Origin of the sequence: Thioclava pacifica DSM 10166 (assembly GCF_000714535.1) — a bacterium.
Lineage (GTDB): Bacteria > Pseudomonadota > Alphaproteobacteria > Rhodobacterales > Rhodobacteraceae > Thioclava > Thioclava pacifica.
On record NZ_AUND01000005.1, the window covers coordinates 1 to 14,255 of the forward strand.

At 65.8% G+C, this 14,255-nt stretch carries 16 protein-coding genes; 14 read left to right on the forward strand and 2 right to left on the reverse strand.

Features of this window, described 5'->3' with window-relative positions; translation table 11 throughout:
• From TP2_RS04730 to TP2_RS04770, 9 genes are all read left to right on the forward strand, one after another.
• Window positions 1-548: DUF2840 domain-containing protein (locus tag TP2_RS04730; protein ID WP_338065275.1), on the forward strand; the 548-nt coding region annotated here is incomplete at its 5' end.
• Window positions 545-1,135 carry a S26 family signal peptidase gene (locus TP2_RS04735; RefSeq protein ID WP_084713957.1) on the forward strand — a complete coding sequence of 197 codons (591 nt, stop codon included), beginning with the start codon at window positions 545-547 and terminating at the stop codon, window positions 1,133-1,135. The genes TP2_RS04730 and TP2_RS04735, both read left to right, overlap by 4 nt.
• Window positions 1,119-1,454, forward strand: a complete 336-nt coding sequence (locus TP2_RS04740; RefSeq protein ID WP_038074196.1) for a DUF736 domain-containing protein — start codon at window positions 1,119-1,121, stop codon at window positions 1,452-1,454. Before TP2_RS04735 ends, TP2_RS04740 begins: the two co-directional genes overlap by 17 nt.
• A 3-nt stretch (window positions 1,455-1,457) precedes the next feature.
• Complete coding sequence (locus TP2_RS04745; protein WP_051692185.1) at window positions 1,458-2,201, forward strand: lytic transglycosylase domain-containing protein; 744 nt, start codon at window positions 1,458-1,460, stop codon at window positions 2,199-2,201.
• Between the two features lie 466 nt (window positions 2,202-2,667).
• On the forward strand, window positions 2,668-4,215 hold the full coding sequence (locus TP2_RS04750) for a relaxase/mobilization nuclease domain-containing protein (RefSeq protein ID WP_476718439.1): 1,548 nt from the start codon (window positions 2,668-2,670) through the stop codon (window positions 4,213-4,215).
• A 16-nt stretch (window positions 4,216-4,231) separates the two neighbouring features.
• Window positions 4,232-6,220 carry a conjugal transfer protein TraG gene (locus TP2_RS04755; protein WP_038074200.1) on the forward strand — a complete coding sequence of 663 codons (1,989 nt, stop codon included), beginning with the start codon at window positions 4,232-4,234 and terminating at the stop codon, window positions 6,218-6,220.
• A gap of 10 nt (window positions 6,221-6,230) precedes the next feature.
• The gene (locus tag TP2_RS04760) at window positions 6,231-6,638 is read left to right on the forward strand and encodes a ribbon-helix-helix domain-containing protein (RefSeq protein ID WP_038074201.1); all 408 of its coding nucleotides are present in this window, start codon (window positions 6,231-6,233) and stop codon (window positions 6,636-6,638) included.
• A gap of 13 nt (window positions 6,639-6,651) precedes the next feature.
• Window positions 6,652-7,098: a hypothetical protein gene (locus tag TP2_RS04765; protein WP_206198314.1), complete on the forward strand. Its 447-nt coding sequence runs from the start codon at window positions 6,652-6,654 to the stop codon at window positions 7,096-7,098.
• Entirely contained in the window at window positions 7,091-7,900 is an 810-nt protein-coding gene (locus TP2_RS04770) for a DEAD/DEAH box helicase family protein (protein WP_038074205.1), read from the forward strand. The genes TP2_RS04765 and TP2_RS04770 overlap by 8 nt, the downstream gene beginning before the upstream one ends.
• Before the next feature lie 140 nt (window positions 7,901-8,040).
• On the opposite strand, the gene TP2_RS04775 is transcribed toward TP2_RS04770, so the two are convergent.
• A complete protein-coding gene (locus TP2_RS04775; RefSeq protein WP_420804589.1) occupies window positions 8,041-8,730 on the reverse strand; it encodes an RES family NAD+ phosphorylase in 690 nt (229 codons plus the stop codon).
• Window positions 8,727-9,140, reverse strand: a complete 414-nt coding sequence (locus TP2_RS04780; protein WP_038074207.1) for an MbcA/ParS/Xre antitoxin family protein — start codon at window positions 9,138-9,140, stop codon at window positions 8,727-8,729. Before TP2_RS04780 ends, TP2_RS04775 begins: the two co-directional genes overlap by 4 nt.
• 262 nt (window positions 9,141-9,402) lie before the next feature.
• On the opposite strand from TP2_RS04780, the gene trbB reads away from it, so the two are divergent.
• The 5 genes from trbB (at window position 9,403) to trbJ (ending at window position 14,253) form a co-directional block, all read left to right on the forward strand.
• A complete protein-coding gene (gene trbB, locus TP2_RS04785; protein ID WP_476718440.1) occupies window positions 9,403-10,353 on the forward strand; it encodes a P-type conjugative transfer ATPase TrbB in 951 nt (316 codons plus the stop codon).
• A gap of 65 nt (window positions 10,354-10,418) precedes the next feature.
• Window positions 10,419-10,682, forward strand: coding sequence for a TrbC/VirB2 family type IV secretion system protein (locus TP2_RS04790; RefSeq protein ID WP_476718441.1), 264 nt, complete (start codon window positions 10,419-10,421; stop codon window positions 10,680-10,682).
• Window positions 10,682-10,963, forward strand: coding sequence for a VirB3 family type IV secretion system protein (locus TP2_RS04795; RefSeq protein WP_038074213.1), 282 nt, complete (start codon window positions 10,682-10,684; stop codon window positions 10,961-10,963). The genes TP2_RS04790 and TP2_RS04795 overlap by 1 nt, the downstream gene beginning before the upstream one ends.
• Window positions 10,964-10,972: 9 nt before the next feature.
• Window positions 10,973-13,468, forward strand: coding sequence for a conjugal transfer protein TrbE (gene trbE, locus TP2_RS04800; protein ID WP_038074217.1), 2,496 nt, complete (start codon window positions 10,973-10,975; stop codon window positions 13,466-13,468).
• Window positions 13,465-14,253 carry a P-type conjugative transfer protein TrbJ gene (gene trbJ / locus TP2_RS04805; protein ID WP_038074219.1) on the forward strand — a complete coding sequence of 263 codons (789 nt, stop codon included), beginning with the start codon at window positions 13,465-13,467 and terminating at the stop codon, window positions 14,251-14,253. The genes trbE and trbJ overlap by 4 nt, the downstream gene beginning before the upstream one ends.
• Window positions 14,254-14,255: the final 2 nt, after the last annotated feature.

The window sequence follows — 14,255 nt, forward strand, 5'->3', positions numbered from 1 at the left end:
CACCACTTCTTGGGACGCGATCTGCAGACATGAGTCCGATCCGCTCCGAACCGCACGAGGTTGATGCACAGACCATTGGCAGAGAAGGCAATCTGACCTTCGTCGAGCTGACCTGGAAAGAGGGACAGATCGAACAGTGGGTCCGGTTCGGCCATCCGGTCTGCGAAGAGCGCATTGATCATCACCGGCGCCGCTTCGGCTTCGCGCCGGGTGCCGTCTTCGCGGTCAATCGCTGGGCTGCCAACGCCTATGGCACGGTCCTCTCGCGCTTCGACATCCTTCAGGCTGCGAAGCCCGGAACTCCCCTTCAAACGCTGCCCTACCTGCGGCCTGGAGGGACTTTGCTGCTCTCCACCCACGGATGGACCAAGGTCGAACGCGTGTTGCAGGCGATCGACGCCATCGAGGCGCTCGGCATCGACCCGGCGGATGCGTCACCGGACCACTGGCGACACCTGCACAATCGTCTGGCCACCTCGCAATCGGCCCATTCCTATACCCGTCTCCAGCACCGAGCATGGCTCAAGCGACGGAGCCTCGGGCTATGAAGGCGCGGCGCACCATCATCTGGGTGACGGCCCTGTCGGTCACCCTGATCGTGCTGCCTGCAGTTGCCACATGGTCGCCGCGCGTGCTGTGGAATGCCAGCGCGAGCGTTCCTGTCGGGCTCTATCGGTTGCACTCGGTTGGCCATCTGACCATGGGGGATCTGGTGGTCGTTCAGCCGCCACCAGCGCTTTCGGACTACCTCGATGCGCTTGGCTACCTGCCGCGCAGCGTTCCGCTGCTTAAGCATGTCGCCGCGCTCGAAGGCGCTTTGGTGTGTCGCTCAGGTGACGCGATTACCGTCGATCAGCTTCGTCTTGGCTATGCCCATGTGCAGGACCGCTACGGCCGCGATCTGCCCGTATGGCAGGGCTGTCATCGGCTCGGCGCTGATGAAGTCTTCCTCATGAACCCGGAAGCGCCCGACAGCCTGGATGGTCGGTATTTCGGGCCTTTGCCGCGCACCGCGATCACCGCCCGGCTGACACCGCTTTGGACCGTTTCCAACCGTGCCATTGCAGAGCCGGCGCATCCGGAGTCCATGCCACACCGCAATAGAAAGGAGGCACGCCATGCCCCAGATTGGTGAATTCACCCGCACGAAATCTGGCTTTGCCGGGTATGTCCGAACGCTGACACTGGACCTTGAGGTCTCCCTCGAAAAGGCCGAGGCGACCGAGGCCGAGAACGCCCCTGACTACCGTCTTTTTCACGGGGACGGTGACCTCGCCCGTGAAATCGGCGCGGCCTGGGCCCGCACTGGGGAGAAGGCCGGAGAATACTTCTCGGTGCTGATTGATGACCCGATGCTGGCGCAACCGATCCGCGCCAACCTCTTCCGCAACGGTGAAATTTCTGTCTGGTCGCTGCAGTGGACCCGTCCGCCGAAGCGCAATGGGACGGCGTGAGTAATGCTGAAGATCCGCCCACAGCGCAGTGTCCGAAATGAGGTCGTGCAGCCACGCATCGTCCAGGCCTGCGCTGCCTTCCTTCTTTCCGGTCTTGCCGCGGCAACGCCTATCAGTGGTCCAGGGCTCGCTGAAACTCCAGCCGTCATCCGTGATCCGGCCCGCGATCCCTATGCAGCCGCCATCGCCGAAGCCTCCGCGCGCTTCGCCATCCCGGAGCGTTGGATCCGCGCCGTGATGCAGGCCGAAAGCGCGGGCGATCCGCGTGCGGTCAGCCATGCCGGGGCCATGGGGCTGATGCAGGTCATGCCCGGAACATGGGCCGTCCTGCAGCAGGACCACGGTCTCGGAAACCACCCGTTCGATCCGCGCGACAACATCCTTGCAGGCACGGCCTATCTGCGCGCCATGCTCGATCGCTATGGCACCGTCGGCGGTATGCTTGCCGCCTACAATGCGGGGCCAGGGCGCTACGACGCATACCTCTCAGAGGGCCGTGCTCTTCCCGCCGAGACCCGCGCCTATGTCGCGATGCTGGCCCCACGTCTGGACGGCGCGGCGCCGCTCCCGAGCCGCGCAACCGTCGCCGATTGGCGCGAGGCGGCCCTCTTCACCGACAGATCGGCGGAGCGTCCGCAGCGGAATGCCGGCAATCCGGATGCAGGGCGACCGTCGCTTGAAGCCAGTTCAGCCGCCACAGATCCCGGCATTTTCGTTGTCCGGCCCGGCGCGGAGACACGGCCATGAGCGTAATCGGGGTTTTGGGTGCGCTGGCGGGCTGTGTCGCAAACGCGGCGGAAGGGCGTGATTGGACAACGGGCGGGCAGGAAGGAGGGCAAGATAAAAGGGCATGCCACGAATGCCGCAAGTCCCTGACGGGACTGGCGTTTTCGCGTGCATGGCGGTCGGTCGTGTGCAGGTTTCCGGGATTTCTCCTGCGATTTCAATACTCCGGCATGCACAGGGGCGTTCCGAGAAACGGGAGAGTTTTCGCATGACCGAACCTGAGCGCGACTTCCGCATCAGGCCCGGAAAGCCCCGCAGCACGCGTACCCCGCGTCCCAAAGCCTTTGTCGACCAGGTTCTGCGGGCGGCCCACAAGGCAGGTCACGTTTCGACGCGCCCAAGCGGCAAAGAGCGAAGCCATTCCACCTTCGGGCGCGGGCAAAGTCGATTTGGCAGATCGCGGCTTTTCTCCTCATCGCGTCGGGTCATGGTCGCTGCCCGCATCGCCCGCCACAAGGGCCGGGCCTATCGCGCGGCTCCGCTCTCGACCCATCTCGCCTATCTGCGCCGCGACGGCGTCGGCAAGGATGGGGAGAAGGGCCTGCTCTTCGGTGCCCGGACCGACGATCTGGACGGTTCCGACTTCGCGGCAAGATGCGAGGACGACCGGCACCATTTCCGCTTCATCATCTCGCCCGAGGATGCCGCAGAGATGGAGGACCTGCGCGGGTTCACCCGCGATCTCGCGCGGCGGATGGAAGCCGATCTCGGAACGCGGCTGGACTGGGTCGCCGTGGATCACTGGAACACCGACAATCCGCATGTGCATCTGATCGTCCGTGGCGTGGATGATCGTGGCGGCGATCTCGTGATCGCGCGCGACTACATCAGCAGCGGGCTGCGGTCCCGCGCCGAGGAGCTCGTTGCGCTGGAGCTCGGCCCAAAGCCGGAGCACGAAATCTGGCATGCGCTCGAACGGGAAGTCACGGCAGAACGCTGGACGCGCCTCGACCGGGAGCTGCGCTATCAGGCCGATGATCTCGGTCTGCTCGACCTGCGCCCCTCAGCACCCGGACCCGCGGACCCGCAAATCCGCCGGTTGATGATCGGCCGCCTTCAGTACCTTCGGAGACTCGGTCTCGTGTCGGAGGGCCGCCCCGGTGAATGGATGCTCGGGCTCGAGGCCGAACGTACGCTCCGCGATCTGGGCGAGCGCGGCGACATCATCAAGACGATGCACCGTGCCTTCGCCGAGCGGGGGCAAGACCGCGGCTTCTCGGACTTCGCCATCGATGCAGGCAGGTCAGGGGACCCGATCATCGGCAGGCTGGTCAAGACCGGCCTGCATGACGAACAGACCGGCACCGCCTATGCCGTGATCGATGGGACGGATGGGCGCGCGCACCATGTCCGCTTCCGCGGTCTGGAGGCCTTCGAGCAGGCACCCGCGCCGGGCGGAATCGTCGAGGTCCGCCGTTTCGGCGGTCTGGGCGATCCGCGTGCGACGCTTGTCTTGGCAAACCGATCCGATCTCGACCTGCAAGGCCAGATCACCGCCCCCGGCGCCACCTGGCTCGATCATCGGTTGGTCGAACGTTCCCGTATGCCGCTTGCGATGGGCGGATTCGGGGCGGAGGTCCGGGACGCGCTCGATGCCCGTGCCGAACATCTGGCGGACGAGGGGCTGGCCCAAAGGCAGGGACAGCGGGTCATCTTCCAGCGCAAACTCCTCGCGACCCTGCGGCAGCGCGAACTCGATGCTGTCGGCCAGACCCTCGAGACCGAGACAGGCTTGCAACATCGTCCCGCAATGTCCGGCGAGCATGTGTCCGGCACCTACACGCGGCAGCTCCGTCTGTCCTCCGGCCGCTACGCGATGATCGAGGGTATCGGTCCGGATGGCGGTCGCAGTTTCCAGCTCGTCCCCTGGTCCCGCGAGATCGAGCCCCGCATTGGCCAGCACATCACCGGGATCGCGCGAGGCGGCGGTGGGGTCGACTGGAGCCTCGGGCGCAAGCGCGGGCTCGGCATCTGACGAAAGGACACTGACCATGACCGCTACGAAAATCCTTTGGGGCCAGATCCTCGCCGTCTTTCTGATCGTGCTCACGACGACCTGGGGCGCGACGCAATGGGTGGCCTGGCGGCTAGGGTTTCAGGCGCAGCTGGGCAGCCCATGGTTCGAGGCCTTCGGCATGCCGATCTACCCGCCACCCGCCTTCTTCTGGTGGTGGTACTTCTACGATGCCTATGCGCGCACGGTGTTCTGGGAGGGCGGGGCGATCGCGGCCTCGGGCGGCTTCATCTCCATCGCCGTCGCCATCACCATGTCCGTCATCCGGGCGCGCGAGGCCGCCGACGTCGATACCTATGGGTCGGCCCGCTGGGCGAACAGGGCCGAGGTCGAGGCCGCCGACCTGCTGGGTTCCGATGGTGTCGTGCTCGGCAAGCTGGATCAGGACTACCTGCGCCACAACGGGCCTGAGCATGTGCTCTGCTTTGCGCCGACCCGGTCAGGCAAGGGCGTGGGTCTCGTCGTCCCGTCGCTGTTGACCTGGCCAGGCTCTGCCATCGTCCACGACATCAAGGGCGAGAACTGGGAGCTGACGGCCGGGTTCCGCGCGCGCCATGGCAGGGTGCTGCGGTTCGATCCGACCAGCATGACCTCTGCCGCCTACAACCCGTTGCTTGAGGTCCGCCGCGGTGAGTGGGAGGTGCGCGATGTCCAGAATGTAGCCGATGTTCTCGTCGATCCCGAAGGCTCGCTGGAGAAGCGAAACCATTGGGAAAAGACCTCGCATTCGCTGCTGGTGGGCGCGATCCTGCATGTGCTTTACGCCGAACCCGACAAGACCCTGGCCGGCGTTGCCGCATTCCTGTCCGATCCGCGCCGTCCGATCGAGCAGACCCTCGAAGCGATGATGGGGGCGCGCCACCTGGGGGAAGCCGGACCGCATCCGGTCATCGCCTCGACCGCGCGGGAGCTTCTGAACAAGTCCGACAACGAACGCTCGGGTGTTCTGTCGACGGCGATGTCCTTCCTTGGCCTCTACCGCGATCCCGTCGTCGCCCATGTGACCCGGCGCTGCGACTGGCGGATCGACGATCTCATCGGTGCGGACCAGCCGGCGACCCTCTACCTCGTCGTGCCGCCTTCTGACATCTCCCGCACCAAGCCGCTGATCCGGCTCGTGCTGAACCAGATCGGTCGACGGCTGACCGAAGATTTGAAGGACACGCGCCGTCGCCATCGCATCCTGATGATGCTCGACGAATTCCCGGCGCTCGGGCGGCTCGACTTCTTCGAAAGCGCACTGGCCTTCATGGCGGGCTACGGGATCAAGAGCTTCCTCATCGCGCAGTCCTTGAACCAGATCGAGAAGGCCTATGGCCAGAACAACTCCATCCTCGACAATTGCCATGTCCGGGTGAGCTTCGCGACCAATGACGAGCGCACCGCCAAGCGTGTCTCGGATGCCCTTGGCACGGCGACCGAGATGAAGGCGATGCGCAATTACGCCGGTCACCGGCTGGCACCCTGGCTGGGTCACCTCATGGTCTCTCGCTCTGAAACTGCGCGCCAGCTGCTGACGCCGGGCGAAATCATGCAGCTGCCGCCCGACGACGAGATCGTCATGGTCGCAGGTTCCCCGCCGATCCGGGCGAAGAAGGCGCGATATTTCGAGGACAAGCGGTTCGTCAATCGCGTGGTGCCGCCGCCAGAACCGCGGAAAGTAGATCCGGTCCTGCAGGATGATCCATGGTCATCGCTTCCGGCCATCGAAGCCGATGAACCTTTGCGCGCGTCCGCGCCGTCGGGTGAAGCTGATGACGCGAATGCAGGCCTGCGACGGGAACCAGACTTGCCTGAGCATGTGGCCGCAGCCCCGGAAAGGACGACAGAACCAGCGCGCGAGTTCGAGATGATGCTCGACGACGAAGCGGAGGAGACCGCACGACAACGGCAGGCCCTGCGCAAGCAGATGGGCCAGGTGGCCCGACAGGCCTCGATGGACCGCAACGATGGCATCGATCTCTGAGGACTGACCTATGCGCGACCGTCTCAACCTCTCCCTACCAGCCGAGTTGATCGGCCGGATCAACGACATCGCTGACCGGAAACGCGTGACCCGCTCCGCCATCGTCGAGGTGGCTGTAGAATCCTTCCTCTCGCCCGATCACGCCGACATGCAGGAGGCCGCCCTGACGCGCCGCCTCGATCGCCTCTCCCGCCAGGTCGCGCGGCTGGAACGCGACCAGCGGATCACGACCGAGACGCTCGCGCTCTTCGTCCGCTTCTGGCTCACCATCACTCCGCCGATCGCACCGGAGCAGCAGGCCGCGGCACAGGCCAAGGGCCGCGAGCGGTTCGACGGGTTTGTCGAGACCTTGGGGAAGCGAGTGCAGAAGGGGCGGTGGTTTGCGGATGAGCTATCAGATGAGGCCGATAGCAGGTAACCCGAACCGACCAGTGGAAAAGATCACTCTCGTCTGCATGGGGCACGAGCCCGACCTGTCAGCCCATCTGATCCTTGCAGCCAAGCCCTACAAAATCGATGTCGAAGTCGTGGACATCCTGCGCGACAAGGCCGACCTCGAGTTCAAGCGCGACTCAGACGCCAAGGTGGCGGTCAAGGACGGCGAGTTGGTCATCGAACGCTTCTACCCCATGAACCTGTTGCAGAAGCTGTCCATGCAGAAAGAGGCCGTGGACGACTGGCGCGAACTGACCGAGAGCATTCTAATCGACTGGAACTACGATGGCGCGGTTCTGCAGCCCGAAGTCGTGGATATCCCGGAGAAGAAAACTGACCTCGTGATCGGCCGCTACAAGGTGCCCGCCGACGCAGGCACCATCCGCGTCAAGATCACCGACCTCCTCTCGGAATCCTGGGAAGGGAACGTCACCAATGGCTAGACGTCCCAGAACCCAAAGCGCGTCGCTGGACTTCGCCTTCTTCCAGTTCCTGTGGGAGTTCTACCGCGGAAACCGCGGCACTATTCGCACCCACTACAAGGAGCTGACCCGCAAGTTCCTGGACTTCAACAACCCGGAAAAGAACCCCAAGGCCTTTCTGCGCGAACCGCAGTTCGAGGCGCTGGAGATGTACGTGTTCCTCAAAGAGTTCATGGGGAACGCAAAGGTCGAAGAGATCTTCAAGGCCTGGTTCGAGAAATCGGGCCGCTTTGCGGATCGTGCCGAGGGCGGGATTGTCGGCGACACGCGCCAAGGGTCGATGTTCGATGCAGTGACGCAGGACCAATACAAGGCCGTCTTTGCGGCGATGCGCAAGAACTCCCGCATCTATCCGAACTACATCTTCGCTCTGACCATGGGGACCGGCAAGACGATCCTCATGGCGACCTGCATCTTCTACGAGTTCCTGCTGGGCAACAAGTTCGAGAAGGACAAGCGTTTCTGCCACAACGCGCTGGTCTTCGCGCCGGACAAGAAGCTCAGCACACAGGTCACGTGTTCCTCTCAGACGACAATCTCGAGATCCTCAACGACGAGCTTCAACAGAACTTCCGCATCAGCGCCGACGAACTTCAAAACGTGGCAAGCGACAAGGAACGAGTTCAAATCCGCGTGGTTGAAAGGCGACCACCAGATCGAAGACTCGGTTGTGCAGGCAAAGAAAGACTTTGCACAGCAAATCGCCGTGGCCAGCGGCATGGAGTATCGCATCATCAAATCGAGTGATGCCGACGAGCGATGATATCGACTGCTAATGTGATCACCGGTGAAAATCGGCCTCGCTGCGGGGCCTCGGTTTGCACATCCAGCTAAGCCGTAGGACTGAATTGAGGTTCATTCAAATGAGAGCGTCTTATTCATTCAGGCTGGCTTCGTGCAAGTTTACGAGACCCGCCAAACCTCGCCATCATCCAACCGCTTCACGTAATCCACACGCTCCCCATCCCAGTGATACGCGAAATGAGCCCCTTGGGTCGGGATGGGGATCACGTCGGGCCAGAAGGCGGCGATGCACAGGCCCTCGGGAAAGCGCACGCTGGGCCAGGTGATGCCGTTCGATCCGGCCGCACGGCGCTCGGAACCGAAGAGTTGCGAGGGGCGGTAGTCGTGGGGATCCAGTAGATCGGCGCGGCCTGTGGCGTCGTCAAGATCGGCGTCGATCGATCCGATCAGCTCGCGGAACTGCGAGGTCCAGCCCGGCGGTTCGTCCGTCGCGCGCATGAAGCGGGCGTGGTGATGGACGGTCTCGGCGATCGCCACCTCGGTGCGGTCGCCCGCATAATAGAGGCCGAAGCTGCCATCCGAGAACCGTCCGGGCCTGAGCGGCGAGCAATGCACGAAGGGCGCCATGACCCAGCTCGCACCGGGGCCGGTCACGCGGCGGGCGACAGGCACCTTGGAGAGATCGCCGATGCTCTCGCGGATGCGCGGGTTGAACTTGGCCTCGGCCGAGGCCAGCGCCTCCCAGTCGGCTGGATCGGCGATGTCCTCGAAGAGGTCGATGGGCGGGTGGATCGAGCGGATGATGCGGACCGTCCGCGGCCAGGTCACGCGGCGGACAGGCACATTCACCAGGCACCCCGTTCGGCATCGAGATAGGCGCGCAGGTCGATCAGATCGGTGATCTCGCCTCTGAGCATAACGTCCAGTGCGCTTCGGCCCGCGAAGGCGGCGTTCGGCTTGCGGATCCAGGCATAGCCCCGGGCAGGGTCGGTGAAGAGATAGCGCAGCGCCTTGTGGATCCCCATCAGGATCGCCATGCGCGCGCGCAGGTCGCGGTCGATCCGGCCGATATCGCCGGTCTTCCACCGCGCCCAGGTGCGTTGCGCCATGTCGCCCAGCAAGGTGCGGGCTTCGGCATCCGTCAGCTCCCAGGCCCGGAACAGGTTGACCGTCGTCCGCGCCAGCGCAGCGGCCTCCTCATCGGTGATGACAGGAAGATCGGTGCGGGCGAGGACGGGCTGAACTGTGGCGAACTGCATGGTATTCTCCTTTGGCATCAATATAGACAATATGTGCCAAAAGGCAATATGGGTCGTGCGGTGCCGGTTCGAGCGCTTCCAGCCCTTTCCCCTGTCTTTGCACGCCAGAGCCCTACGCCCCTTGAAGACCTGTTGAGCGCATCCGGTTTCCGGTTTTCTTGATGGACCCGATCCAGGGCCACCCGTCGGTGGCCACTCACGGAACGGGGACAGCATGGCAGAGGCAGCTCGGAAACCGGAAGCGATGGCCCGCGGCGCGCGGATGCTACGAACGGCGCTCGGGCCCGCCATCGCCGGTTTTCTGGAAGACCCGATGACCGTCGAGGTCATGCTCAATCCCGACGGGCGGCTCTGGATCGACCGGCTCTCCGAGGGGCTTTCCGATACCGGCGCCACGCTGTCGCCCGCCGATGGCGAGCGGATCGTGCGGCTCGTCGCCCATCACGTAGGGGCCGAGGTCCATGCCGCGCGCCCGCGCGTCTCGGCCGAACTGCCCGAGACCGGGGAACGCTTCGAGGGGCTCCTCCCGCCCGTGGTCACCGCGCCCTGTTTCGCGATCCGCAAGCCCGCCGTCGCGGTTTTCACGCTCGCCGATTACGTCTCTGCCGGTATCATGACCGAGACCCAGGCGGCGCTGTTGCGCGAGGGCGTTGCCGCGCGGGCCAATATCCTCGTGGCGGGCGGCACCTCGACCGGCAAGACGACGCTGACCAATGCGCTTCTGGCGGAAGTGGCCGGATCGTCAGACCGCGTCGTGATCATCGAGGACACCCGCGAGCTGCAATGCACAGCACCCAACCTCGTGGCCCTGCGCACCAAGGACGGCGTCGCCTCGCTCTCCGATCTCGTCCGCTCCTCGCTGCGCCTGCGCCCCGACCGCATTCCCATCGGCGAGGTGCGCGGGGCCGAGGCGCTGGACCTCCTGAAGGCCTGGGGCACAGGGCATCCGGGCGGGATCGGCACCATCCATGCGGGCTCGGCGCTGGGCGCCCTGCGCCGGATGGAGCAGCTCATCCAGGAGGCGGTGGTCACCGTGCCGCGCGCCCTCATCGCCGAAACCATCGATCTCGTCGCCGTCCTCTCCGGGCGCGGGGCCAACCGCCATCTCGCCGAGCTTGCCCGCGTCGAGGGGCTGGGACCGGACGGCGACTACCGCATCGCCCCGGCGGCGCGGCCGATCGGGACGGACACTGACACAGGAGACTCTTCATGAACCGACCCCTTCACCGGCTGCGCGCGCGGGCTGCGCATACCGTCACCTATGCAACCGTCACCCTGATGCTGTCCGGACCCGCCCGGGCGGCAGGCTCGTCCATGCCCTGGGAGGCGCCGCTGCAATCGATCCTCGAGTCGATCGAAGGCCCGGTCGCCAAGATCATCGCGGTGATCATCATCATCGTCACCGGCCTGACGCTGGCCTTCGGCGACACCTCCGGGGGGTTCCGCCGCCTGATCCAGATCGTCTTCGGCATCTCCATCGCCTTCGCGGCGAGCTCCTTCTTCCTGAGCTTCTTCAGCTTCGGCGGCGGGGCACTGATCTGATGGACGGTACATTCGAACAGCTGGCGGACGTCCCGGGCTTCACCGTTCCGGTGCATCGTGCGTTGACAGAGCCGATCCTGCTGGCCGGTGCGCCGCGGGCCTTCGCGATCCTGAACGGGACACTGGCCGGGGCCATCGGGCTCGGGCTGCAGCTCTGGGTCTCTGGGATCGTCATCGGCCTTCTGGGCCACGTGGTGGCGGTCTGGGCCGCGCGGCGCGATCCGCTCTTCGTCGAGGTCGGACGCCGGCATCTGCGGCTTCCCGGTCATCTCGAGGTCTGAGGCAGAACCATGATGAATCTCGCGGAGTATCGCCGGAAAGGGACGCGACTGGCGGATTACCTGCCCTGGGCGGCGCTGGTGGCGCCCGGCGTGGTGCTGAACAAGGATGGCAGCCTGCAGCGCTCGGCCCGGTTCCGGGGCCCCGATCTCGACAGCGCGGTCGCGGCGGAACTCGTGGCCGTGGCGGGGCGCATCAACAATGCCTTCCGACGCCTCGGGTCCGGCTGGGCGATCTTCGTCGAAGCGCAGCGCGTGGCGGCGGCCGACTATCCCGACAGCCGCTTTCCCGACCCGGCCTCGGCGCTGCTCGATGCCGAGCGTCGCGCGGGCTTCGCCGAGCAGGGGGCGCATTTCCAGTCCGACTATCTTTTGACCTTCCTCTACCTGCCGCCCGCCGAGGAGGCCGCGCGGGCCGAGACCTGGCTCTACGAAGGCCGCGACAAGACCGGAATCGATGCGGGCGAGGTGCTGCGTGGGTTCATCGACCGCACCGACCGGGTGCTGGCGCTCTTCGACGGCATCATGCCCGAATGCCGCTGGATGGGCGACAGCGAGACGCTGACCTACCTACATTCCACGATCTCGACGCGGGCTCACCGCGTCCGCGTGCCGGAAACTCCGGCCTATCTCGACGCGCTTCTGGCCGACCAGCCGCTGACCGGTGGGCTCGAGCCGCGGTTGGGGACCGCCCATCTGCGCGTCCTGACTCTCTCGGGGTTTCCGACGGCCACCACGCCCGGGATCCTCGACGATCTCAACCGGCTGGCCTTCCCCTATCGCTGGGCGACCCGCGCGATCCTGATGGACAAGATGGAGGCCGCGCGGATAGTCGCGCGCATCCGTCGCCAATGGTTCGCCAAGCGCAAATCCATCGCCGCGATCCTGAAAGAGGTGATGACCAACGAGCCATCGGCGCTGGTCGATACCGATGCCGCCAACAAGGCCGCCGATGCCGACATGGCCCTGCAGGAGCTCGGGGCCGATATCGCGGGCGAGGCCTATGTCACGGCGACGCTCATCGTCTGGGACGAGGACCCGCGCCGCGCCGACGAGAAACTGCGCCTCGTCGAGAAGGTCGTGCAGGGCCGGGACTTCACCGCCATGGTCGAGACGGTCAACGCCGTCGATGCCTGGCTCGGCTCGCTGCCCGGGCAGGCCTACGCCAATGTCCGCCAGCCGCCGATCTCCACCCTGAACCTCGCCCATATGATCCCGCTCTCCGCCGTCTGGGCCGGGGATGAGCGGGATGCGCATTTCGACGGACCGCCGCTGCTCTATGGCAAGACCGAAGGCGCGACACCGTTCCGGCTTTCGCTCCACGTGGGTGATGTCGGCCATACGCTGGTCGTCGGTCCCACCGGGGCGGGCAAATCCGTGCTGCTCGCGCTCATGGCGCTGCAGTTCCGCCGCTACCCGCGCGCGCAGGTCTTCGCCTTCGATTTCGGGGGCTCGATCCGGGCCGCGACCCTCGCCATGAGCGGCGACTGGCATGATCTGGGGGGCGAGCTGACCGAAGCCGCAGAAGCCACGGTCTCCCTCCAGCCGTTGGCGCGCATCGACGAACCGGCAGAGCGCAGCTGGGCCGCAGGCTGGATCGGTGCCATCCTCGCCCGCGAGGGCATCACGATCACGCCGGAGGTGAAGGAGCATCTCTGGTCCGCGCTGACCTCGCTGGCCTCGGCCCCGGTCGGCGAGCGCACGATCACCGGTCTCGCCGTCCTGCTGCAATCCTCCGACCTCAAACAGGCCCTGCGCCCCTATTGCCTGGGCGGCGCCCATGGGCGGCTGCTCGATGCCGAGACCGAAGAGCTCGGCGCGGCCTCGGTCCAGGCCTTCGAGATCGAGGGGCTGATCGGCACCTCGGCGGCCCCCGCGGTCCTCTCCTATCTCTTCCACCGCATCGGCGACCGGCTCGACGGGCGGCCGACGCTCCTGATCATCGACGAGGGGTGGCTCGCGCTCGATGACGAGGGTTTCGCGGGCCAGCTCCGCGAATGGCTGAAGACGCTGCGCAAGAAGAACGCCTCGGTGATCTTCGCCACCCAGTCGCTCTCCGATATCGACGCCTCCGCCATCGCGCCCGCCATCATCGAAAGCTGTCCGACCCGGCTCCTCCTGCCCAACGAACGGGCCATCGAGCCCCAGATCACGGCGATCTACCGCCGTTTCGGCCTCAATGACCGGCAGATCGAGATCCTCGCCCGGGCCACGCCCAAGAGCGACTACTACTGCCAGTCGCGGCGCGGCAACCGGCTCTTCGAGCTGGGCCTTTCCGAAGTCGGCCTCGACCTCTGCGCCGCCTCGGCCAAGTCCGACCAGACGCTGATCTCGGACATCCTCGCCGAACACGGTCGCGACGGCTTTCTCGCGGCTTGGCTCAAAGCCCGCGGTATTGGCTGGGCTGCCGAGCTGATCCCCGAGCTCACCAATCTCGCGCCGGAGCCCGAGGCCCCGGACGCCCCGATCCCCCAAGCCCCCAAACCCGCAAAGGAGACCACCCCATGACCCATGCCGCCCATCGCCTGACCAAGCTCGCCAGCGCCTCCGCCTTGGCCCTCACGCTCGCAGCCCCCATCGGTCTTTCGCCGATCTTCGCGACGCCGGCCCAGGCCTTCCTCTTCGGCGGCGGCGGGCGCATCGTCTACGACCCGCGCAACCACGCCGAGAACATCCTCTCCGCCGCCCGGGCGCTCGAGCAGATCAACAACCAGATCACCCAGCTGCAGAACGAGGCGCAGATGCTGATGAACCAGGCCCGCAACCTTGCGAGCCTGCCCTATTCCTCGCTGCAGGCGCTGCAGCAGAATGTCGACCGGACCCGGCAGCTTCTGTCCCAGGCGCAGAACATCGCCTTCGATGTCGCCCAGATCGACCAGGTCTTTCAGCAGGACTACGCGAATATCCCCATGGCCGCGCCCGAGGCGCAGCTTCTCGCCGATGCGCGGTCCCGCTGGGAAAACACCGTCGGCGGTCTGCAGGACGCGCTGCGCGTGCAGGCCGGCGTCGTCGGCAATCTCGACGGCCAGCGCGCCGAGCTCTCCGCCCTGGTCGGCGAAAGCCAATCCGCCGTGGGCGCCCTGCAGGCCACCCAGGCGGGCAACCAGCTCCTGGCGCTGCAATCCCAGCAGATCGCCGACCTGATCGCCGTCGTCGCCGCCAATGGCCGCGCCTCGGCGCTGGTCGAGGCCGAGCGGTCCGCGGCGGCCGAACAGGGCCGCGTCCAACGCGAGCGGTTCCTCACCCCGGGCGCGGGCTACCAGCCCGGCAATGCCCAAATGTTCAACAACTGAAG